A 20798-nucleotide genomic window follows, 5' to 3' on the forward strand; every position below is an offset into this window, starting at 1 on the left:
CGTGACGGGCGCGCGCTACCGGTTCAGCAGCACGTGGCTGCTGCCCGGTACCGCGCCCGAGCGGGTGTTCGGCGCGGTCACCGACCTCGCCGGCTACCCGCGGTGGTGGTCGGACGTCCGCGCGGTGCGCCGGGTGGACGACGACACCGCCGAGCTGATCTGCCGGTCGCGGCTCCCGTTCCGCCTGGTCGTCCGGATGCACCGGGACCACCAGGACGAGCGGGCGGGCCTGCTGCGGGTCCGGTTGAGCGGCGACCTGGACGGGGTGCTGGCGGGAGCGGTCCGCGCGGCGGGCGCGGGCACGCTCCTGCAGATCACCCAGGACGTCCAGGCTCGCAAGGAGCTGCTGCGGCGGCTCGACGCGGTGGCCCGGCCCATCTTCCGCGCGAACCACGCGCTGATGATGCGGCGGGGCCACCGCGGCCTTTCGGCCTACCTGGCCTAGCCGGCCACGCACACCTCGGATACCGCGGCCCGGCGAGTCCGGCGGGCCAGCACCAGCCCGCCCAGCGCCACCGCCGCCACCAGGAAGCCCGCGCTCACCCCGTACGCCAGCCGGAACCCGGCCGCCAAGGCCTCGCGGTGGTCCACTCCGGACAGACCCGCCGTGCGGGACGCCGCCACCGAAGCCAGCACCGCCGTGCCGATCGCCGCCCCCACCTGCTGGGTCGTGTTGATCAGGCCGGAGGCCACCCCCGCGTCGCCGGCCGGGACGTCCGACATCGCCAGCCCCATCAGCGCCGGGATCGCCGCGCCCGCGCCGAGGCCCATCAGCAACAGCGGCGGCAGCACGCCGGTGAAGTAGCCGTCGCCGACCTGCGTCAGCAGCAGCAGGCCCACGATCACCAGGCCCAGGCCGGACAGCAGCACCGTCCGCGGCCCGAACCGCGCCGACAGCCGGTCCGCGAAGCCCAGGGACGCCACCGCGATCACCAGCGGCACCGGCAGGAACGCGACGCCGGTGCGCAGCGCGTCGAGGCCAAGGACCTGCTGCAGGTACAGCGCCGTCACGAACTGGAAGCCCAGCATCCCGGCGACCATCAGCACCATCACCAGGTTCGCGCCGGTGACCGCGCGGATCCGGAACAGCCGTAGCGGCAGCAGTGGCGTGCGCGCCTTCGCCTGCCGCACCCCGAACGCCGCCAGCAAGCCGATCGCCGCGGCCAGCACCGGCCACACCGCCGACGAAATCGCGTACACACCAAGCATCACGGCCGCGGTGACCAGGATCGCGCCGAGGACGTCCAAGCCCGCCCGAAGGCCGGTGCCGCGGTCCGGCGTGACGACCCGGACCGCCAGCACCAGCGCGGCCACGCCGATCGGCAGGTTGACGTAGAAGGTCCAGTGCCAGTTCAGCGCCTGGGTCAGCGCGCCGCCCGCGATGAGGCCGATCGACGCGCCCGCGGCCTGGGTGAAGCTGTAGAGGCCGATCGCGCGGGCCCGGGCTCGCGGCTCGGGGTACATCGTGACGATCATGCCGAGCACGACGGCCGAGGCGAGCGCGCCCCCGACGCCCTGGACGAATCGTGAGACGACCAGCACCCCGGCGTCGTCGGCGAGCCCGGCGACCAGCGAAGCGAAGGTGAACAGGCCGAGCCCGCCGAGGAAGACGCGGCGGCGGCCGAGCAGGTCGCCCAGGCGGCCGGAGATCAGCAGCAGGCCGCCGAACGCGACCAGGTACGCGGTGACGACCCAGGCGAGGCCGGCGGGCGTGAACCCGAGGTCGGCCTGGATGGCGGGCAGCGCGACCGCGACGATGCTGCTGTCCAGCACGACCATCAGCGACGCGGCGCACAGCACCGCCAGCGCGAGGCCGCGAGCGCGGGCGGGGTGGTTCTCGGCCATGTGAGGCCCCCTCCAGTCGAACGTTCCCCCTGGTCGTTGCCAGGGCACTTCTTGTAACAGTGCCCATCATGTGTGACCATGGGTGCGCGCGTAAGGAGGCACTTCCATGTCCCAGGGGAACATCGGTGTACCCGACCAGGTCACGGAGATCGACCCGGAGAAACTCGACGTCTGCACGGTGCTCGAGGTCATCAACCGGATCAGCGGGAAGTGGGCGATCGGCATCCTGCTGGAGGCCATCCGGGGCCCGGTGCGGTTCACGGAGCTGGAACGCGCGGTCAACGGGATCAGCCGCCGGATGCTGACCCTGACGCTGCGCAACCTCGAACGGGACGGCCTGCTCCAGCGCACGATCTACCCGACGGTCCCGCCGCGGGTGGAGTACGAGGCCACGGCGATGGCCAAGGAGCTGTACCAGTCGCTGAACGGCCTGCTCGGGTGGGCCGAGCAGCACCGCGACGACATCGCCGCGGCGCGCGTCGCCTACGACGCCGCCGGCTGAAACGTGGAAACGGGCCGCTGCGCGAAGTCGGGGAACTCGCGCAACGGCCCGTCGTGGCTCGTGCTCAGCGGGGGCAGTGAGCACGAACGTGGTGGGCGCTACTTCGCCGCGTCGTCGCCGGGGTCCGGTTGCCGGTCCTCGTCGACCATCGTGGCTTCGTCGAAGGGGGCCTGCCCGGCGAACACGCGCTGCGCCTGTTCGCGGTCGAACTCCTTCGTCCAGTTTCCGATGAGGACGGTCGCGACGGCGTTGCCGGCGAAGTTCGTCAGTGCGCGGGCCTCCGACATGAACCGGTCGATGCCGAGGATGAAGCCGACGCCGTTGACCAGTTCGGGGCGGTGCGACTGCAGGCCGCTGGCCAGGGTCGCGATGCCCGAGCCGCTGACGCCCGCCGCGCCCTTCGACGCGATGATCATGAAGACCAGCAGGCCGATCTGCGCGCCGATCGACAGCGGCTCGTCCTGCGCTGCGGCGATGAACAGCGTCGCCATCGTCAGGTAGATCGCGGTGCCGTCGAGGTTGAACGAGTACCCGGTCGGCACCGTGATGCCGACGACCGACTTGTCGACGCCCAGGTGCTCCATCTTCGCGATCAGCCGCGGCAGCGCCGACTCCGACGACGACGTCGACAGGATCAGCAGGAACTCGCGGCCGAGGTAGCGCAGCAGGTGCCAGATGTTGACGCGGGCACCGAGCCACAGCACCAGCCCGAGGATCACGAACACGAACACCAGGCAGGTCACGTAGAACCCGATCATGATGACCGCGAGGCTCTTCAGCGCCGCCCAGCCGGTCGCGCCGACCACCGCGGCGATGGCGCCGAACGCGCCGATCGGGGCGGCCCACATGATCATCGCCAGGACGCGGAAGACCAGCCGCTGGATGTGCTCGACGCCGCGCAGGATCGGCGCGCCCTTCGGGCCCAGCTTCTGCAGCGCGAACCCGACGAGCAGGGCGACCAGCAGCGTCTGCAGGACCTGGCCTTCGGTGAAGGCGGACACGAACGTCTTCGGGATGATGTGGAGCAGGAAGTCGACCGGTCCTTCGGACCCGGTGGCGGACTTCTGGACGCTCTTCACGTCGGCCGGGTTCAGGTGCAGCCCGGTGCCCGGGTGCAGGATGTTGCCGACGACGAGGCCGATCGCGAGCGCGAACGTCGACATGACGATGAAGTAGACCAGCGCCATCACACCGACCTTGCCGACCTTGGCCGCTTTCGCGACCGAGCCGACACCGATGACGATGGTGCAGAAGATGATGGGGGAGATCATCATCTTGATCAGGTTGACGAAGCCGTCGCCGAGGGGCTTGAGGCCCTTGGCGAAGCCGGGGAAGAGGAAGCCCACCAGGATCCCGAGCAGGACCGCGACGATCACGGCCAGGTACAGGTAGTGGGTCTTGTCCCGCTTGCGCGGGGTCTCCTCGGTCGTCGGTGGGGTCGGCACCGTTGCCTCCAGCTCAGGGGTGTTCCAGGTTGCGGCACACTGTAGGCGCCAACGGGTGATCCGGCTCACTTGTGTTCATTGAGTTCGCGCACCGTCCCCTTCGGACTCCTGGAGCGCGTGTGCTGGTATGAGGAGGTGCCCCCGACGATGCGGTCCCGCTGGAGCCTCGCCCGTCAGCTGCTCGTGCTGCAGCTGGCGGTGCTCTGCGTGCTGGCCGGCGCCGGGATCACGTTCGCCTACCTCGACGCGTCCCGCGCGGTGAACGAAAACGCGCGCGACCAAGTCCGCGCGGTGGCCTCGGCGGTGGCGGACGCCCCGACCGTCGTCAGCGCGGCCGCCGCGCCGGACCCGAGCGCCACGCTGCAGCCATACGCGGTGCGGGTGCAGGCCGACACCGGCGTCGACTTCATCACGATCATGAGCCCGGCCGGGATCCGCTACACCCACCCGAACCCGGCGCTGATCGGCCAGCACTACATCGGGACCATCACGCAGGCGCAGCAGGGGCAGCCCTACACCGAGACCTACACCGGCTCGCTCGGCCCGTCGGTGCGCACGGTCGTCCCGGTGTTCGGCCCGGGGCACCGGGTGGTCGCGCTGGTCGCCGTCGGGATCACCGTGGCCGCGATCTCGGCCGAGCTGCGCGAACGCCTGTGGCCGCTGTTCGGCGTCGCGGGGGCGGTGCTGGTGGTGGGGGCGCTGGGCGGCTGGCTGATCAGCGCCCGGCTGCGGCGCCAGACCCGCGGGATCGCCCCCGACGAGCTGAGCAACCTCTTCGAGTACCACGAAGCCGTGCTGCACTCGGTCCGCGAAGGCGTGCTGCTCGTCGGCCGGGACGGGCGCATCGGCCTGTGCAACGACGGCGCCCGTGCCCTCCTCGGCCTCGACGCCGACCCGGTCGGGCGTGAGCTGGCGTCGCTCGGCCTGCCCGCCGAGCTGGCGAGCGCTTTCACGTCGTCGGAGAATCGGGCCGAGGAACTGCACCTGACCGACGCCCGCGTGCTGCTGGTCAGCACGACCGTCGTTCGCTCGGGCGGGCGTTCGCAGGGCACCGTCGTCGTCCTGCGCGACCACACCGAACTGCAGACGCTGACCGGGGAGCTGACCACCGCCCGCGGTCTCGCGGAGGCGCTGCGGTCGCAGGCGCACGAGGCCGCGAACCGGCTGCACACGGTCGTTTCCCTGGTGGAGATCGGCAAACCCGAGCAGGCCGTCGAGTTCGCGACCGCCGAGCTCGCGCTCGCCCAGGAGCTGACCGACCGCGTCGTCGGCGCCGTCGCCGAGCCGGTGCTCGCGGCGCTGCTGCTCGGCAAGGCGGCGGAGGCGAGCGAACGCGGGGTCGAGCTGACCGTCACCCCGGACACGGTGATCGACGACGTCTCGCTCGGCATCGAGGCCCGCGACCTGGTGACGATCCTCGGCAACCTGATCGACAACGGCCTGGACGCGGCCGTGCGCGGCGGCGGCAAGCCGGCGGTCGTCGTCACCGCCCGGACGGACGAAGACGGGCTGCTGCTGCGCGTCGCCGACAGCGGGCCGGGCGTCCCCGAGGACGCCGACGTCTTCCGCCGCGGCTGGTCGACGAAGGCCGAAGACGGGCACGGGCTCGGCCTGGCCCTGGTCGGCCAGGCGGTCCGCCGCTACGGCGGCACGGTCGACGTCGGCCGCGACGGCGGCGCGGTGTTCACCGTGCGGCTGCCGAGACAGGAGGCGAGCCGGTGATCCGGGTGCTGGTGGTGGAGGACGAGCCGGTGGCCGCCGAGGCGCACCGCGTCTACGTCGAACGGCTCCCGGGCTTCACGGTCGCCGGCGTCGTCCACTCCGGCGGCGAGGCGCTGCGGTTCTGCGAACGCGAACCGGTCGACCTGGTGCTGCTGGACTTCTACCTGCCCGACACGCACGGCCTGGCGGTGTGCCGGTCGCTGCGCGCGGCGGGGCTGCCGATCGACGTCATCGCGGTGACGTCGGCGCGCGACCTCGGCCTGGTGAAGGCCGCGGTGTCGGTGGGGGTGGTGCAGTACCTGCTGAAGCCGTTCACGTTCGCGACCCTGCGCGAAAAGCTGGAGCGCTACGCGGAATTCCGCGACGCGTCCGGCGAAGTGACCGGCCAGGCCGAGATCGACCGGGCGCTGGGCGCGTTGCGCACGACCGAACAGCCGCCGCTGCCGAAGGGGATGAGCGTCCAGACCCTGGAGGCGATCAGGGACGCGCTGTCCGGCGCCGCGGAAGGGCTTTCCGCGGGCGCGGCGGCTTCGGCGATCGGTGCGTCGCGGGTGACGGCCCGCCGGTACCTGGAGTACTTGGCGGACAACGGGATGGCCCACCGGGAACCGCACTACGGACAGGTGGGACGACCCGAGGTCTGGTACCGGCTCACTCGCGTATAACGACTTATAGCCGGTCGCTCAGGAGCTGGGCGAGCTTCGCGTACACGGCGTCCCGCTGGGGACGGAGATCGAGCTCGGCCAGCCGGGTCTGGCCATGGCTCTTCTTCGCGACCAGCACCATCGTGTCGCCTTCCTTGTCCGGGTTCGTGGACCGGCACGAGCGCGCTGTTCCGGCGGAGACGGCGATCAGTTCCACCGGCTTGCCGCAGTCGGGGGCGAACTCCCCGAGCGTGGCCTCGAGCCGTCCGGTGCCCGGAACCGCGGCGACGTACAGCTGGTGCACCTGCCTGCCGCCCACGCGGGAGAGGTAGTCGCAGCGGTAGACCGGGACCCGCCACCCGCTGTCCGCTTTCGCCTCCTCGGCCCACGCGTCGAGCGCGGCGCCCATCGTCGCGCTGATCTCGGTCACGCCCAGGAACGGGCACGCCGAGGTGACCTTGTCCGGCGACCGCGGCGGCGGTGGCTGCGGCGTGGTCGGCGGCTGGGAGCCAGGCCCGTTGCCCAGCGCCGGCGCGTCGGACGACGGAACCGGCTTCGTGGCCGAGACCGCCGAAGTCGTCGTCGCGGCCGGTGCGACCGGTGCCGGCGTCGAACACGCGGTCAGCAGAACAAGCAGACCGGCCGTGGCCGGGATTCCCCCTCGGTTCCCCATTGCGCGAGGATAGCCCGACTTCCGGCGGTTCCGGCGGCTTTTCCGGTGCGGTAGACCGGGACCATGTCGAAGTGGGCCGGATTGGTCACCGCCGTTGTCCTGACTCTCGGACTCGCCACCCCCGCACAAGCCGCCGAACCCGCCGCGTCCGTCACCGACGTCCAGGTGACCGGGCCGGCCGCGCAGCGGTTCAACCTCGTCGTCCTCGGGGACGGCTACACCGCGGCCGAACAGCCGAAGTTCTTCGCCGACGTCCAGCGGCACGTCAGCACCCTCTGGTCGCTCGAGCCGTTCAAGTCCTACCGCGCCTACTTCAACGTCTACGCCGTGTCGATCGCCTCGCCCGAGTCCGGTGTGGACTGTGACCCGTCGCTCGACGCGCCGAAGCGGGACACCCCGCTGGACATGGGTTTCTGGGGTGGCTGCAACCCGCAGAGCGTGCAGCGCCTGCTGACCGTGGACGACGGCGCCGCCCAGCGGTACGCCGACCTCGTCCCCGGCACGACCCGGGCCAACCGCCAGATCCTCGCTCTGGCCAACAGCGGCACGTACGGCGGCGCGGGCGGGACGTACGCGACGGCGTCCGGCGGGAACGCGCTGTCCGCGCTGATCTCCCCGCACGAACTGGGCCACTCGCTCGGCGGCCTCGACGACGAGTACGACTACTACGCCCGCAACGTGCCGGGTGGCGCGTACGAGGGCGGTGAGCCGGACTCGATCCACCACACCCTGCTGACCGAACAGCAGATGCGCGACCAGCACGCCAAGTGGTGGCGCTGGCTGGGCGAGCCCAGCGAGTCCGGCGGCCCGATCGGCCGGTTCGAAGGCGGGCTCTACACCCAGACCGGCGTCTGGCGGCCCAGCGCGCACTCGATGATGAAGACGCTCGGCTACTCCTTCGACCAGGTCGGCCGCGAGCGGATGACGCAGCGGATCTCGGCGAAGGTGCCGCTCATCGGCGGCGGCACGCCGGCCGGGACGATCGGTGCCGACCGCGTCGTGTGGGTGCGGACGATGCACCCGGTGGACCACCGCCTCGACGTGACCTGGACGCTCGACGGCCGTCCGCTGCGCGGCTCCGACGCACTCGACCTGCGGCAGGCCCACGTGAAGCCGGGCAAGCACACGTTGACGGCGACGGTGACCGACCCGACGCCGTTCGTCCGGGACCCGGCCGTCCGGCCGACGGCGGCTCGCACGTGGACCGTGGACACGTCGGTGGTCACGCCACCGGCCGGCGGTCCGGCGGTCGTCGCGTCGACCCCGACCGCCGCGCCGGTGGGCGGCCACGACGTCGTGTACGTCGAGACGGGGGAGCCGGCGGGCGCGATCCCGCCGGTCCGCTGGGCCCTGGACGGCCGGCCAGCCGGAAGCGGGCCCGACTTCGCCCTGAAGGAGTCGCGCGGGCAGCACACGCTGACGGCGACGACCGGCGGGACGACGCTGACCTGGACGGTGGACGCGGACGGCCCGGCGACGACGGTCTCGCTGCCGCCGGACTCGGTGTTCCACGGGTCGTTCACGATGAAGCTGACGGCGTCGGACGGAATGCCGGAGTTCCGCGTGGACGGCGACGGCTGGCACAAGTACTACGGCTGGCCGACGGACCCGAACGCACCGTATCTGTTCACCCCGCGCGGCACGGAGATCGACGGTTTGGCGTACGGCAACCTCGGTTCCGGCGGGTTGACGGTGTCGCCGTTCAGCGACCGGAAACCGGGGTACGGCCGCCACCGCATCGAGTACCGCTCGATCGACGCGGCGGGCAACGTGGGCCCGACGCGGTCGATCGTGGTGACGCTGCTGCCCTGATCAGCGTGGCCGGCCCGGCACGCCCGGCCGGGTCTGCCAGGGGTGCGGGCCGTCGAGCGGCCGGTACTCGACGCCGAGCGCGTCCAGCCGGGGCAGGTGGTGGTCCCGCAACCGCGGCAGGAACTCCGCGTGGTCACGGGAACCGGTGCTCCAAGCCACCTCCGCGAAGGCCGACAACCGCGGGAAGGCCATGTAGTCCACCCGCCGGACGTCGTCCAGGTGCTCGCTCCACACCTGGGCCTGCACGCCGCGCAGCCGCGGGCCGGTCAACGCCGGCTCGTAGCCGTACACGTCCTCCAGGGTGTGCACCCAGCCGACCGGGATCGGCTCGTCGGGGTGCGCGGACTGGCGGTGGTCCAGGTACACGTGCTGCTCCGGGCACATCACCACGTCGTGGCCGGCCGACGCCGCCCGCACGCCCGCCTCCTCGTTCTGCCACGAGCCGATCACCATCGGGGGCAGGCCGGGAATGTCGAGGACCTCGTCCCAGCCCATCGGCGTCCGGCCGCGCGCGATCAGGTGCTCGGCCAGCCGCCGGACGAACGCGCGGTGCTCGTCGGTCGCCCCCGGGGTCTCGTCGCCGCCCAGGGCGATCACCTTCGACGGGAAGATCTCCAGCAGGTGGTCGAACACCGTGCGGAAGAAGTCCGAAGTGGACTCGGTGGGCGCGAGCAATGACGTGCTGATGCCCCAGGAAGTCCAGATCTCGTAGGACTCCGAAGTCCCGAGTGCCGGGTAGGCGGCCAGCGCCGCGCGGGCGTGCCCGGGGATGTCGATCTCCGGGACCACCGTCACGGCCCGGGAAGCCGCATACGCCACGATCTCGCGCAGGTCGTCCCCGGTGTAGAAGCCGCCGTGCGGACGGCCGTCCTGCTCGCCCCCGCTGCCCACCATCGACGACGGCCGCCAGCCGCCCACCGACGTCAGCCTGGGGTACTCGGGTACCTCGAAGCGCCAGCCCTGGTCGTCGGTCAGGTGCAGGTTGAGCACGTTGAGCTTGTGCGCCGCGAGCAGGTCGACGAACCGCAGCACCTCGGCCTTCGTCCGGTAGTGGCGGGCGACGTCGAGCAGGCACCCGCGCCAGCCGAACCGCGGGTGGTCCTCGACCACGCCGCACGGGACGGAAAGCTCCTCGAGGGCGACCGCGCGGAAGGCCGACGGCCCGGCCAGCTGCCGCAGGGTCTGCCGGCCGTAAACCTCCCCGGCGAGGTCACCGCAGTACAGCACCACGCCCGAGGGCGAGATCTCCAGCCGGTACCCCTCGGCCGGCAGCGCCGCGGATCGAACGTCCACAGGGGACGGCCACGGGCACGAACCCTCGCCGGGGGTCACGGAAACCGGGCGGGGGAGCAAGGTGTCGAAAGCCATGTCAGCCCTTCACGGCGCCGGCCATCCCGGACACCAGCCGTCGTTGCACGAGGACGAAGAACACGAGCACCGGGATCGTCATCAGCGTCGAGGACGCCATCACCGCGCCCCAGTCGGTGTCCTCCGGCTTGAAGAACACCAGGATCGCCTGCGGCAGCGTCTGGTTCTCGGTCTTGGAGATGATGAACGTCTTGGCGAAGAGGAAGTCGTTCCAGGCGTGGATGAACGCGAGCACGCTCACCGCCACGAGCCCGGGCGCCACCAGCGGGAACAGGATCTGCCACGTGAACCGCATCCGCGACGCGCCGTCGAGCTTCGCCGCTTCTTCCAGTTCCACCGGCACCGCGGCGACGAACCCGCGCAGCATCCAGATCGCGAACGGCAGGCTGAACGCCAGGTGCACCAGCACCAGCGAGCCCAGCTCGTTGAGGCCCAGCGCCGGCACCGCGCCGCCGAGTGAGCGCATCAGGAAGAACAGCGGGATGGTCAGCGCCTCCACCGGAACCATCTGCGCCACCAGGATCATCACCAGCAGCACGGTCCTTCCCTTGAAGGAGAACCGCGTCAGCGCGACCGCCGAAAGGAACGACAGCAACAGCGACAGCACCACCACGACCAGCGCCACCAGCAGGCTGTTCACGAAGAACCGCCCGAAGCCGGACACCGTGAGCACGCGCTCGAAGCTGTCGAGCGACGGGCTGACCGTCCACGGCTTCGGGTTCGCCGACTGGATCTCACCCGGCGATTTGAACGCCGAGAGCAGCATCCAGTACAGCGGGAACGCGACGATCCCGGCGATGACCACGGTGACGACTTCGGCGATGAGCCGGCCGGGACGTTTCACAGCCACGCCGCGCTCCGGCGCTGCGACCGGACGTACAGCCCGGTGATCGACAGCAGCAACAGCGTCATGACGACTCCGATCGCCGAGCCGAGGCCGTACTCCTGCCCGGCGAAAGCCTGTTGGTACGCATAGACGTTCAGGACCAGGTTGCGCCCGGCGACGCCGCCGCCGTTGGTCATCACGTAGATCTGGGTGAACACCTTGAAGTCCCAGATGATCGACTGGACGGTCGCGATCATCAGCAGCGGCCGCACCATCGGCAGCACGATCGACCACGTCGTCCGCCAGGCCGACGCGCCGTCGAGCGACGCGGCCTCCAGGACCTCGTCCGGGACGCCCTTGATCCCGGCGTACATCGTGACCAGCACGAACGGGAACGAGCACCAGATCACCTCGGCGGCGACGAGCCCGAACGCGCCGAGCGTGCCGAAGGTCCACGAGTGGTGCTCGAACGGCAGCCCGATCCCCGACAGCACCTCGTTGACCAGGCCGAAGTCGGTGTCGAAGAGGAACAGCCAGACGTAGGAGCCCGCGATCGCCGGCGTCGACCACGCGCCGAGCGCGGCCAGGAACAGCAGCGTCCGGGGGAGCGAGCGCACGCGCGAAGCCAGCACCGCGAGCCCGGTGCCGACGACGAGGGAGCCGACGACGCAGGCCGCGGCGAACCCGACCGTCTTGCCGAGCACCGTCCAGAACTCCGCCTGGGACAACAGGTCGGCGTAATTGGCGAAACCGAGGAACACCAGCGGCGCGTTGCCCGCGGCCTGCGGCTGGCCGTAGTCGTAGAACGAGATCAGGACCAGCTGGTAGATCGGGTAGGCCAGCAGCGCCGCGAGCAGGATGCCCGCCGGGGCGAGGTAGAGCCCGGCGGCCCGGCCGTCCCCCTTCCGCCGCGGCCGCCGCGCGGGCGCCGTGACGGAAGGGGCTTCCTGGACGGTCACCACTACCCGAAGGCCTTGTCCATCGCCGCGGCCGCGTCGGTCAGCGCCGCCGCCGGGTCCTTGCCGCCGGTGGCGATCTGCTGGACGGCCGTCGGCAGGACGTTCTGGCTGTCGATCTTCGACCACGCCGGCGTCGCCGGGACGAACTTCGTGCCCGCCTTGAGCGTGTCGACGAACGGCTTCAGGAACGGGTCGTTCGCCGCGAGCTTCTGCTGCACGCTGCTCAGCGTCGGCAGGTTCCCCATCGCGGTGTACATCTTCTCCTGGTACTTCGCGCCGCCGAGCAGCTCGACGAACTCCAGCGCGAGGCTGCGGTGCTTGGAAGCGTTGAACACACCCAGGAGGTTGCCGCCGGCGAACGCGGGGGCGATGCTGCCAGCCGTCGTGCCCGGGATCGGGACCACGGCGTACTTGCCCTTCACCGCGCCCTGCTCGACGGCCTTGCGGTTGAAGTCGCCGCCGATCGTCATCCCGGCCTTGCCACCGGCGAACGCCGTGACGCTCTGCGTGCCGGTCAGGTTCGCGCACTGCGCGGGCGGGCAGATGTCGTCCTTGAGCAGGCTAGCGTACTGCGTCACGCCCGCCTTGGCCTTGTCCTCGGTGACGGCCGACTTCCACTTGCCGCCGTTGTCGGTCGCGAGTTCACCGCCGTTGGCCCAGAGGAAGGGCAGCATCGCGTAGGTGTACTTGCCGCCGACGGAAATGCCGTAGAGGTCCGGCTTGGCGGCGCGGATCCTGCGGGCGGTGTCGGTCAGTTCGGTGAGCGTCGTGGGCGGCTTGAGGCCGAGCTCGGTGAAGACGTCGGTGCGGTAGTAGAGCGCGCGGATGCCGGTGTACCAGGGCAGGCCGTAGGTCTTGCCGCCGGACTTCGCCGTGTCCAGCACAGTCGGGATGAGATCCTTGCCCTCGCTCCACGACGCGAGGTCGCCGGTCAGGTCGGCCAGCGCGCCGGTGGCGGCGTAGCTGGAGACGTCGGTGTTGCCGAACTCGGCGACGTCGGGCGCGTTGTTCGGGTCGTTGAAGGCGCCGGAGAACTTGTCGGCGCGGCCCTCGACCGGCACCCACTGGACGTCGACCTCGACGCCTTGGTGCGCGGCCTTGAATTCGGTGATGGCGTCCTTGACCGCGGCTTCCTTCGGTGCGCGGTTGGCCTCGTCGAACAGCCAGACGCGGACGGTGCCGGTCTTGTCGTCCCCGCCGGCGCCGGCGGGCGCGGACTGGGTGGGCGCGCAGCCGGCGAGCAGGGCCAGCCCGGCGACGACGGGCAGGGTGCGGCGCAGTCTCATGACGATCCTCCAGTGGGTTCCTGAACGGCGTCAGGCGAAGTAGACCGAGTTGACGCTGCCGACCGCGAGGCTGCCGGCGACCGCGCCGGGCAGGCCGGTGGCCGGGTCGCGCGGCAGCCAGGTGACGGTGCCGGACCGCTGGTTCGAGACGTAGAACCAGTTCTCGCCGGGGTCGAGGGTCACGTGCCGCGGCCAGTTGCCGCCACTGGACACAGTGGACACCAGCTTCAGCGACTCCCCGGTGACGGCGAACGTGGCCAGGGTGTTGGGGCCGCGAACCGTGGCGTAGGCTAACTTCCCGTCCTTCGACAGGATGATCTCGCCCGGGTAAAGGTCACCCGTGCTGCCCGGCGGCACGGCCGGGACGACCGACAGCGCTTTCAGCGTGCCGGTGGCCGCGTCCCAGCTCGCGACCGTCACCTCCGGCCGCAGCTCCTGAAGGACGTAGGCGAACGTCCCGGTCCTGTCGAACGCGAGGTGACGGGGCCCGGCGCCGGCGGGCAGCTTCAGCTGCTGGTGCAGCGAAAGCTTCCCGGTCGCGACGTCGAGCGAGTAGACGTACACCGAGTCGGCGCCGAGGTCGACCGACAGCACCCAGCGGCCGGTCGGGTCGTTGACGACCTGGTGGGCGTGCGCCTGTCCGGAATCGGCCTGGTGCGTCACGAGATCCGTGGCCGCGCCGAGCTTGCCGCCGGCCAGGATCGGCAGCACGACGACGCTGCCCGAGCTGTAGTTCGCGGCCAGCACGTACTTCTGGCTCGAGTGCACGCTCAGGTGCGTCGGCGCGCCGCCCTTCGAGGAAACCTTGTTGAGCAGCTTCGGCTTCGTCGCGTCGGCGACGTTGAGCGCCGAGACGTACCCGTTCGGGTCGCCTTCGTTGGTGACGTACAGGGTTTTGCCGTCGGCGCCGCGGTCGAACCACGAGGTGTCGGTGATGCCGGGCACCGTGCGCACCGGGTTCAGCGTCGCGCCCGACCGGGTCGTGACGTCGAGGCCGTGACCGTTGGCCCCGCTGGTGTAGCTGCCGATGTACACGGTCCCTCCGGCGATGCAGCCTTTCGCGGTGGTGGCCGCGGACGCGAGCGGCGCACCGAGAACGGTGGCGGCGCCCGCGCCCGCGGCGGCGCCGAGGAACGTACGACGGGAAAGTCCGGTCATCGTCATTGTCTCCCAACGGGTTCGGGTCGGCGGCTCACCCCAGTATGGTCTAGACCACGGCCATGAGCAATGCCGAAACCCCGAATCCGGAAAGGGAAAGCACGGTTTCCAGCGCCGTCCAGGACTTCAGCGTCTGCGGCACCGTCAGGTTGAAGTACCGCGAAACGATCCAGAACCCGCCGTCGTTGACGTGCGAGGCGATGATCGAGCCGGCGGAAATCGCCATCACGAGCAGCGCCAGCTGGATCTGCGAATAGCCGAGCTGGGCCACGGTCGGCGCGATGATCCCGCTCGTGGTCACGATGGCGACGGTCGCCGAACCCTGCGCGATCCGCATGCCGCAGCTGATCACGTACGCCGCCAGCAGCACCGGCAGCCCGGCGTCGTGCAGCGAGTCGGCGACGGCCTTGCCGATGCCGGTGGCCGAGAGCACCGCGCCGAAGAACGCGCCCGCGCCGACGACCAGCAGGATCATCGCGACCGGCCGCAGCGACTTCGCGGCCAGCTCGTTGAGGTCCTTGCCGGTGAACCCGCGCCGCAGCCCGAGCAGCCAGGACGCGAGCAACACGGCGACGGTCAGCGCGACCGCGGGCGTGCCGATGAACGCGGCGACCCCGGCGAGCGCGGAGCCCTTCGGCAGCCAGATGCTGCCGAACGTGCCGGCCAGGATCAGCACCAGCGGCACCGCGATGATCGCGGCGACCAGGCCCAGCGACGGCGGGTTCTCCTCCTTCTCGCCCTCTTCTTCGGCGAAGACCATGTCCTCGGGCACGGCGACGTCGATGCGCTTGCCGATCCAGGTCGAGTAGACGACGCCGCCGACGAGGAACGCGGGGATACCGCAGGCGAGACCCATCAGGATGATCCAGCCGAGCTCGACGTGCAGCAGCCCGGCGGCGGCCACCGGACCGGGGTGCGGCGGCAGGAACGCGTGCGTGATCGACAGGCCCGCGAGGAGCGGCATCGCGTACAGCACCAGCGACTTCCCGCCCTGCCGCGCGGCGACGTAGACGAGCGGCGCGAGCACGAAGATGCCGATGTCGAAGAACACCGGGATGCCGAAGATGAACCCCGCGACGCCCATGGCCAGCGGCGCCCGCTTCTCGCCGAACGCCCGTAGCAGCGCGCCGGTGAGCACCTTCGCGCCACCCGAGCGTTCCAGGATCGACCCGAGGATCGTGCCGAGCCCGATGATCGCCGTGATGTGCCCGAGGATGCTGCCGAAGCCCTTCTCCAGCAACGAATCCGACGCTTTCTGCGCCGAGCCGACGATCGTCCCGACGGGCAGGCCCGCGGCCAGCGCCGTCAGCAGGCCGACGACGATCAGGGCGATGAACGGTTCCAGCTTGAGCTTGATGATCAGCACCAGCAGGACGGCGATCGAGACGGCGGCGAGCGTCAGCAGCCCGCCCGTGGTGTGTTGCAGCCAGTGGATCATCGAGCTCTCCGGGGGTTGCGCAGGGAGTGGCCGGCGAGGGCGCCGGTGGGGGTTCCCTCGTCGAGGGCGGCGACGCCGTTGACGAAGACGTGGGTGATCCCGGCGGCGGCCTGCCGGGGATCGTCGAAGGTGGCCGTGTCGGCGACCGTGTCCGGGTCGAACAGCACCAGATCGGCGGCGTAGCCGGCGCGGACGAGCCCGCGGTCGGCCAGCCGCAGCCGCCGCGCGGCCCGCCCGGTCAGGTGGGCGACGCATTCGGCGAGGTCCAGCACGCCCAGTTCGCGGACGTACCGGGCCAGGTAGCGGGGGAACGTGCCCCATGCGCGCGGGTGCGGCCGGGCGCCGACCAGGAGGCCGTCGCTGCCGCCGGTGTGCGTGCGGTGCCGCATGATCGCCTGCACGTTCTCTTCGTGCCCGACGTGCATCAGGCACGACGTGCCGAGTTTCTCGTCGAGCAGCGTGTCGAAGTACAGCTTGGCGGGTTCGGTGCCCTGCGTGCGCGCGGACGCGGCGACGCTGTGCCCGACGAGGTGGGCGTTGTGTTCGTTCCGGACGCCGTTGATCTCGATGGCGTCCCAGTCGATCGGGACGCCGTGCGCGCCGTCCGAACCGGACTCCTCGATTTCGGCACGGATTCGCTCGCGTTCGTCCACATCGGACAAACGGGCGAGAGTCGCGTCGAGACCGCCTTCGGTGGCCCAGCTGGGCAGCAGCGCCGAGAGGTAGGTGGCGCCCGGCAGGTACGGGTAGGTGTCGAGGCTGACGTCGCAGCCGTCGTCCAGCGCGTCGTCCAGGAGCTTCAGCAGCTCGGGTGCCTTGCCCTTGTTCACCGAGAAGTTCATCGTCGCGTGCGCGAGGTGCAGCGGGCAGCCCGACTGCCGGGAGACGTCGATCATCTCGGCGAACGCCTCGAGTGCGCCCTTGCCGTAGCTGCGGTGGTGCGGGCTGTAGAACCCGCCGCCGTCGCCGACCACCCGGCACAGCTCGACCAGCTCGCTCGTTTCGGCGTACATCCCCGGCGTGTAGGTCAGGCCGGACGACATGCCCATCGCGCCCTCGGCGAGCCCGGTGGCGACCAGTTCCTTCATCCGCGTCAGCTCGGCGTCGGTGGCCGGGCGGTCGTCCCAGCCGACGGCGAGCATCCGGACCGTGCCCTGCGGCACCAGGTACGCCGCGTTCACGGCGATGCCCTGGTCGAGGCGGTCCAGGTACTCGCCGACCGAGCGCCAGTTCCAGTCGAACCCGGCCGGGTCGTCGTTCCAGCCGGCGAGCTGCTGCCGCAGTGCCTCCAGGACGGCGTCGTCGACCGGCGCGTACGACAGCCCGTCCTGCCCGAGCACCTCGGTCGTGACGCCCTGCGTGATCTTGGCCGGGTGGTCCGGGTTCACCAGCAGCTGCAGGTCGGAGTGCGAGTGCATGTCGATGAACCCGGGCGCGAGCACCAGGCCGTCGGCGTCGATGGTCCGGCCGCCGGTGAGCGAACCGGGCTCGGCGACGTCCGCGATCCGCCCGCCGGCGATGCCGACGTCGTGGCGGGCGAGCGGGCCGCCGGTGCCGTCGGCGACCAGCGCGTTCTTGACGACGACGTCCATCAGAACCACGTCCGCACGAGGTCGACGACGGTTTCGCCGTCGGCCGCGGTCACCGGCAGCAGCGGCCACTTGTCGAACACCGTGCACGGGTGCGAAAGACCGAGCCCGACCCAGTCGCCGACCTCGATCGGCGAGCCGGCGGGCAGCGTGAGGAACGCGTGCTGGTCGTTCATCTTCGCCACGACGTGGCCTTCGAGGGGTTCGGCGGGGCCGTTCGGGGTCCGGCGCAGCTGCGGCTCGGGCATGCCCTCGTCGAAGGAGGCGTCGCGCTTGCCGATGGTCAGCAGGGCGAGGGTGTCCGACGGCTTCGAGGTCACCTGCGCCCAGGCACGCAGGGCGGGCCGGAACGACTCGACGCCGTCGATGCGCGGGTGGTCGCCGAGCGGGGAGATTTCGCGGTAGAAGCCGTCGTCGTGGGTGACGTACGCGCCGCTGCGCAGCACCGGCAGCACGTCGAGCCCGTCCGGCCACGGTTTCGTGAGTTCGTTGGCGACCTGGTCGAAGTACGCGCTGCCGCCCGCGGTGACGATGACCTGCCCGTCGAGCAGCCCCTTGTCCGCGAACGCGATCGCCAGGTCACGCAGTCCGTTCACATAGGAGCTGATCTTGGCGAGTGCGGCCTCGTCGGTGTGGTGGGAGAGCGCGCCTTCGTACCCGCCGGTTCCCCGCAGCCGCAGGACCGGGCTGGCGTCCACCGCTTCGGCGACGGCCCAGGCGGTCGCGGTGTCACGTACGCCCGTGCGGCCGCCGTCGGCGCCGAGTTCGAGCAGGACGTCCACCGGGCGTTCGCTGCCTTCGAGGGCTTCGGTCATCAGCTCGACGCCGCGGACCGAGTCGACCCAGCAGACGAACTCGAACGCCGGGTCGGCCGCCAGCTCGGCGGCCAGCCAGCGCAGGCCCGCCGGGTCGAGGAACTGGTTGGCCAGCAGGATCCGCGAGACGCCGAACGCGCGGTAGATCCGGAGGTGACCGGCGTTCGCGCAGGTCACGCCCCAGGCGCCGTGCTCGATCTGGCGGGCGAACAGCTGCGGTGCCATGGTCGTCTTGCCGTGCGGGGCGAGCACGACGCCGCGGGCGGCGCACCAGGCGGCCATCGTCCGCAGGTTGTGTTCGAGCGCTTCTTCGTCGAGGACGACGAAGGGCGCGAAGAACCCGTCGGTGAAGAGGTTCAGCCGGCGGTCCGCCGCCTCTTCCAGGGTGAGCCCGGTGAGCGCGGGGGCGGCCGAGCGGAAGCGCCAGTCGACCCGCTCCTGGCGGAGGGCGTCGAGCGCGGCGGTGTCCATAGTGCATGCGTTCATCGGCGGCGACCTCTGTTGCGTATGTTGCAACGACTGTTGCGCATTTTGAGTGCCATAGGTGTAGCATCCGGGTCGCCACAGGTCAACGGGGTGACGGACAGGGGAGACGGAAAGTGACGAGCGGGCCCGAGGTGCTGTGTATCGGCGAGACGATGGCGCTGTTCGTGCCCGCCGAACCCGGCCCGCCGGACGAGGTCAAGCGGTGGGTGCGCACGATCGGCGGCGCCGAGTCGAACGTGGCCTGCAACCTCCCGACGCTGGGGGTGCGCAGCGGCTGGGTGAGCGCGGTCGGGGACGACCCGTTCGGCCGGGCGATGCTGCGGGAGGTCGCTTCCCACGGCGTCGACGTCAGCGCGTGCGTCGTCGACCCGGCCCGCCCGACCGGGCTCTACGTCAAGGAAAGCGGCGCCGGCGGCAGCCCGGTGCGCTACTACCGGACCGGCTCGGCGGCCTCGGCGATGGACCCTTCGCTGCTGGACCGCCTCGACCTCGACGGCGTCCGCGTGCTGCACCTGTCCGGGATCACCCCGGCCCTGTCCGAAAGCTGCCTCGCGCTGGTGCGCGCGCTGCTGGAGATGCCTCGCGGCGACCGGCTGATCTCGTTCGACGTCAACCTGCGGCCCGCGCTCTGGGCGGGCCGCGACCCGCGGCTGCTCGCGGAACTGGCCGACCGGGCCGACATCGTCCTGACCGGTGACGACGAGGCCCAGCACGTCTGGGGGACCGGGGACCCCGCCGAGCTGCGGGCCCTGCTGCCGAGGCCGCGCACGCTGGTCGTCAAGCACGGCGAACGCGGCGCGACGCTCGTCGAGGGCGAGCCGCTGTTCGCGCCCGCGCTGAAGGTCGACGTCGTGGAGCCGGTCGGCGCCGGTGACGCGTTCGCCGCCGGCTTCCTAGCCGCCACCCTGCGCGGTGCCGAGCCGCTGGCCCGCCTGCGCCAAGGGCACCTGCAGGCCGCTGTCACCCTGCTGACCCACGACGACGTCGGGGTGCCTCTGCCGCGCCCGGTGGTGGATAGCCTGCTCCAGGCGGACCCGGACGAGTGGCGTTCGGCCCGGCTGACCGGAGAAGGGCTGGTGCGGACGTGAGCCAGAGTCTGGACCGCGCGTTGACGCTGCTGAACTCGATCGCCAAGGACGCGCGCACCCTCGACGACCTCGCCGAGGAGATCGGCGTGCACAAGTCGACCGTGCTGCGGCTGCTGCGCACCCTCGAGCAGCACCACTTCGTCCGCCGCGAAGGCGCGCGCTACTACCGGCTGGGCAGCGCGATGTTCGACCTGGCCAACCAGGCGCTCGACTCGATCGACGTCCGGCGCAGCGCCCAGCCGGCGCTGGCCGCGCTCAACGCGCGCACCGGCCACACCGTGCACCTGGCCAGCTACGACGACGGCGAGGTCGTCTACATCGACAAGTACGAGGGCCGCCATTCGGTGCGGATGTACTCGCGCGTCGGCAAACGGGCGCCGCTGCACTGCACGGCGGTCGGCAAGGTGCTCGTCGCGGCGATGCCGCAGGCGCGGCGCGAGGAGATCGCGAGGTCGATCGAGTACCCGGTGCTGACGCCGAACACGATCACCTCGGCGGCGGACTTCCTGGCGGAGCTGGACCGCGTCGCGCGGCTCGGGTACGCCGTCGACAACGCCGAGCACGAGGACTTCATCCACTGCATCGCGGCGCCGGTGCGCGGGGCGGACGGCGAAGTGCTGGCCGCCGCGTCGATGTCGGTGCCGAAGGTGCTGCTCGACTACGAAGGCCTGCTCGCGCTGGTGCCGGACCTGCGCGCCGCGACCACGGAAGCTTCCGTCCACAGTGGATGGACGGAGAACGGAAAGGGGCACTGATGAGCAAGACGGCAGTTTCCACCGAGAACGCGCCGAAGCCGCCGGCGAAGTTCTCGCAGGCCGTCCGCAAGGGGAACCTGCTGCAGGTCGCCGGCCAGGTCGCGTTCGACCCGGCCACGGGCGCGATCGTCGGCGACGACGTCGCCGGCCAGACGCGGCAGACGTTCAAGAACATCGAGGCCGTGCTGGCGGAGGCGGGCTCGAGCCTGGCCGACGCGATCATGGTCCGCGTGTACCTGACCGACACCGCGCACTTCGCGCCGTTCAACGAGGTCTACAACGAGCTGATCGGCGACGCGCCGCACGCCGCCCGCACGACGGTGTACGTCGGCCTGCCGGGCGAGCTCCTCGTCGAGATCGACGTGCTCTGCGTGCTGGACTGACGTG

Annotated in this window: 19 protein-coding genes; 8 read left to right on the top strand and 11 right to left on the bottom strand. The window is 71.2% G+C overall.

Going from position 1 to position 20798, the window contains the following annotated elements:
- Position 1: 1 nt before the first annotated feature.
- On the top strand, positions 2-445 hold the full coding sequence (locus ACWEVP_RS47305; protein WP_452069171.1) for an SRPBCC family protein: 444 nt from the start codon (positions 2-4) through the stop codon (positions 443-445).
- Here ACWEVP_RS47305 and ACWEVP_RS47310 read toward each other — a convergent pair.
- Positions 442-1845 carry an MFS transporter gene (locus ACWEVP_RS47310; protein ID WP_452069172.1) on the bottom strand — a complete coding sequence of 468 codons (1404 nt, stop codon included), beginning with the start codon at positions 1843-1845 and terminating at the stop codon, positions 442-444. The genes ACWEVP_RS47305 and ACWEVP_RS47310 overlap by 4 nt on opposite strands.
- Positions 1846-1951: 106 nt before the next feature.
- Between ACWEVP_RS47310 and ACWEVP_RS47315 the strand changes: the two genes are divergently transcribed.
- Positions 1952-2347: a winged helix-turn-helix transcriptional regulator gene (locus tag ACWEVP_RS47315; RefSeq protein WP_452069173.1), complete on the top strand. Its 396-nt coding sequence runs from the start codon at positions 1952-1954 to the stop codon at positions 2345-2347.
- Between the two features lie 98 nt (positions 2348-2445).
- Here the strand turns inward: ACWEVP_RS47315 and ACWEVP_RS47320 are convergent, their stop codons facing one another.
- Positions 2446-3792 carry a cation:dicarboxylate symporter family transporter gene (locus ACWEVP_RS47320; protein WP_452069174.1) on the bottom strand — a complete coding sequence of 449 codons (1347 nt, stop codon included), beginning with the start codon at positions 3790-3792 and terminating at the stop codon, positions 2446-2448.
- 147 nt (positions 3793-3939) lie between these two features.
- Here ACWEVP_RS47320 and ACWEVP_RS47325 point away from each other — a divergent pair, with 147 nt between their 5' ends.
- Both ACWEVP_RS47325 and ACWEVP_RS47330 read left to right on the top strand, forming a co-directional pair.
- Positions 3940-5514 carry a sensor histidine kinase gene (locus ACWEVP_RS47325; RefSeq protein WP_452069175.1) on the top strand — a complete coding sequence of 525 codons (1575 nt, stop codon included), beginning with the start codon at positions 3940-3942 and terminating at the stop codon, positions 5512-5514.
- On the top strand, positions 5511-6179 hold the full coding sequence (locus ACWEVP_RS47330; RefSeq protein ID WP_452069176.1) for a response regulator: 669 nt from the start codon (positions 5511-5513) through the stop codon (positions 6177-6179). The genes ACWEVP_RS47325 and ACWEVP_RS47330 overlap by 4 nt, the downstream gene beginning before the upstream one ends.
- Positions 6180-6183: 4 nt before the next feature.
- Here the strand turns inward: ACWEVP_RS47330 and ACWEVP_RS47335 are convergent, their stop codons facing one another.
- The gene (locus ACWEVP_RS47335; protein WP_452069177.1) at positions 6184-6831 is read right to left on the bottom strand and encodes a hypothetical protein; all 648 of its coding nucleotides are present in this window, start codon (positions 6829-6831) and stop codon (positions 6184-6186) included.
- Positions 6832-6894: 63 nt separating this feature from the next.
- Between ACWEVP_RS47335 and ACWEVP_RS47340 the strand changes: the two genes are divergently transcribed.
- Positions 6895-8643 (top strand): M64 family metallopeptidase, encoded by a 1749-nt coding sequence (locus ACWEVP_RS47340; protein ID WP_452069178.1) that lies wholly within the window; start codon positions 6895-6897, stop codon positions 8641-8643.
- Here ACWEVP_RS47340 and ACWEVP_RS47345 read toward each other — a convergent pair whose 3' ends face one another.
- The 8 genes from ACWEVP_RS47345 to ACWEVP_RS47380 are packed head-to-tail and all read right to left on the bottom strand — an operon-like array spanning position 8644 to position 18568.
- On the bottom strand, positions 8644-10011 hold the full coding sequence (locus ACWEVP_RS47345) for a beta-N-acetylhexosaminidase (RefSeq protein ID WP_452069179.1): 1368 nt from the start codon (positions 10009-10011) through the stop codon (positions 8644-8646).
- 1 nt (position 10012) lies between these two features.
- A complete protein-coding gene (locus tag ACWEVP_RS47350) occupies positions 10013-10855 on the bottom strand; it encodes a carbohydrate ABC transporter permease (RefSeq protein ID WP_452069210.1) in 843 nt (280 codons plus the stop codon).
- On the bottom strand, positions 10852-11799 hold the full coding sequence (locus ACWEVP_RS47355) for a carbohydrate ABC transporter permease (RefSeq protein WP_452069180.1): 948 nt from the start codon (positions 11797-11799) through the stop codon (positions 10852-10854). Before ACWEVP_RS47355 ends, ACWEVP_RS47350 begins: the two co-directional genes overlap by 4 nt.
- Positions 11799-13082 (bottom strand): extracellular solute-binding protein, encoded by a 1284-nt coding sequence (locus tag ACWEVP_RS47360; protein ID WP_452069181.1) that lies wholly within the window; start codon positions 13080-13082, stop codon positions 11799-11801. Before ACWEVP_RS47360 ends, ACWEVP_RS47355 begins: the two co-directional genes overlap by 1 nt.
- Before the next feature lie 30 nt (positions 13083-13112).
- Entirely contained in the window at positions 13113-14246 is a 1134-nt protein-coding gene (locus ACWEVP_RS47365; RefSeq protein ID WP_452069182.1) for a lactonase family protein, read from the bottom strand.
- Positions 14247-14289: 43 nt separating this feature from the next.
- Complete coding sequence (locus ACWEVP_RS47370) at positions 14290-15678, bottom strand: GntP family permease (RefSeq protein WP_452069183.1); 1389 nt, start codon at positions 15676-15678, stop codon at positions 14290-14292.
- A complete protein-coding gene (locus tag ACWEVP_RS47375; protein WP_452069184.1) occupies positions 15675-17270 on the bottom strand; it encodes an N-acyl-D-amino-acid deacylase family protein in 1596 nt (531 codons plus the stop codon). The genes ACWEVP_RS47370 and ACWEVP_RS47375 overlap by 4 nt, the downstream gene beginning before the upstream one ends.
- Entirely contained in the window at positions 17270-18568 is a 1299-nt protein-coding gene (locus ACWEVP_RS47380; RefSeq protein ID WP_452069185.1) for an amino acid deaminase, read from the bottom strand. Before ACWEVP_RS47380 ends, ACWEVP_RS47375 begins: the two co-directional genes overlap by 1 nt.
- Before the next feature lie 113 nt (positions 18569-18681).
- Between ACWEVP_RS47380 and ACWEVP_RS47385 the strand changes: the two genes are divergently transcribed.
- From ACWEVP_RS47385 to ACWEVP_RS47395, 3 genes are read left to right on the top strand one after another with little or no spacing between them, the layout of a single operon-like run.
- Positions 18682-19656, top strand: coding sequence for a sugar kinase (locus ACWEVP_RS47385; RefSeq protein WP_452069186.1), 975 nt, complete (start codon positions 18682-18684; stop codon positions 19654-19656).
- The gene (locus ACWEVP_RS47390; protein ID WP_452069187.1) at positions 19653-20411 is read left to right on the top strand and encodes an IclR family transcriptional regulator; all 759 of its coding nucleotides are present in this window, start codon (positions 19653-19655) and stop codon (positions 20409-20411) included. The genes ACWEVP_RS47385 and ACWEVP_RS47390 overlap by 4 nt, the downstream gene beginning before the upstream one ends.
- Positions 20411-20794: a RidA family protein gene (locus tag ACWEVP_RS47395; RefSeq protein WP_364260593.1), complete on the top strand. Its 384-nt coding sequence runs from the start codon at positions 20411-20413 to the stop codon at positions 20792-20794. The genes ACWEVP_RS47390 and ACWEVP_RS47395 overlap by 1 nt, the downstream gene beginning before the upstream one ends.
- Positions 20795-20798 lie beyond the last annotated feature (4 nt).

It is taken from the genome of Amycolatopsis sp. NPDC003865 (assembly GCF_053605345.1).

What these genes read in the sequence shown, in the direction of transcription:
- ACWEVP_RS47310 (WP_452069172.1), bottom strand. Translation starts at nt 1,845, where the DNA reads ATGGCCGAGAACCACCCCGCCCGCGCTCGCGGCCTCGCGCTGGCGGTG.
- ACWEVP_RS47315 (WP_452069173.1), top strand. Translation starts at nt 1,952, where the DNA reads ATGTCCCAGGGGAACATCGGTGTACCCGACCAGGTCACGGAGATCGAC.
- ACWEVP_RS47325 (WP_452069175.1), top strand. Translation starts at nt 3,940, where the DNA reads ATGCGGTCCCGCTGGAGCCTCGCCCGTCAGCTGCTCGTGCTGCAGCTG.
- ACWEVP_RS47335 (WP_452069177.1), bottom strand. Translation starts at nt 6,831, where the DNA reads ATGGGGAACCGAGGGGGAATCCCGGCCACGGCCGGTCTGCTTGTTCTG.
- ACWEVP_RS47340 (WP_452069178.1), top strand. Translation starts at nt 6,895, where the DNA reads ATGTCGAAGTGGGCCGGATTGGTCACCGCCGTTGTCCTGACTCTCGGA.
- ACWEVP_RS47345 (WP_452069179.1), bottom strand. Translation starts at nt 10,011, where the DNA reads ATGGCTTTCGACACCTTGCTCCCCCGCCCGGTTTCCGTGACCCCCGGC.
- ACWEVP_RS47360 (WP_452069181.1), bottom strand. Translation starts at nt 13,082, where the DNA reads ATGAGACTGCGCCGCACCCTGCCCGTCGTCGCCGGGCTGGCCCTGCTC.
- ACWEVP_RS47365 (WP_452069182.1), bottom strand. Translation starts at nt 14,246, where the DNA reads ATGACGATGACCGGACTTTCCCGTCGTACGTTCCTCGGCGCCGCCGCG.
- ACWEVP_RS47370 (WP_452069183.1), bottom strand. Translation starts at nt 15,678, where the DNA reads ATGATCCACTGGCTGCAACACACCACGGGCGGGCTGCTGACGCTCGCC.
- ACWEVP_RS47375 (WP_452069184.1), bottom strand. Translation starts at nt 17,270, where the DNA reads ATGGACGTCGTCGTCAAGAACGCGCTGGTCGCCGACGGCACCGGCGGC.
- ACWEVP_RS47380 (WP_452069185.1), bottom strand. Translation starts at nt 18,568, where the DNA reads ATGAACGCATGCACTATGGACACCGCCGCGCTCGACGCCCTCCGCCAG.
- ACWEVP_RS47395 (WP_364260593.1), top strand. Translation starts at nt 20,411, where the DNA reads ATGAGCAAGACGGCAGTTTCCACCGAGAACGCGCCGAAGCCGCCGGCG.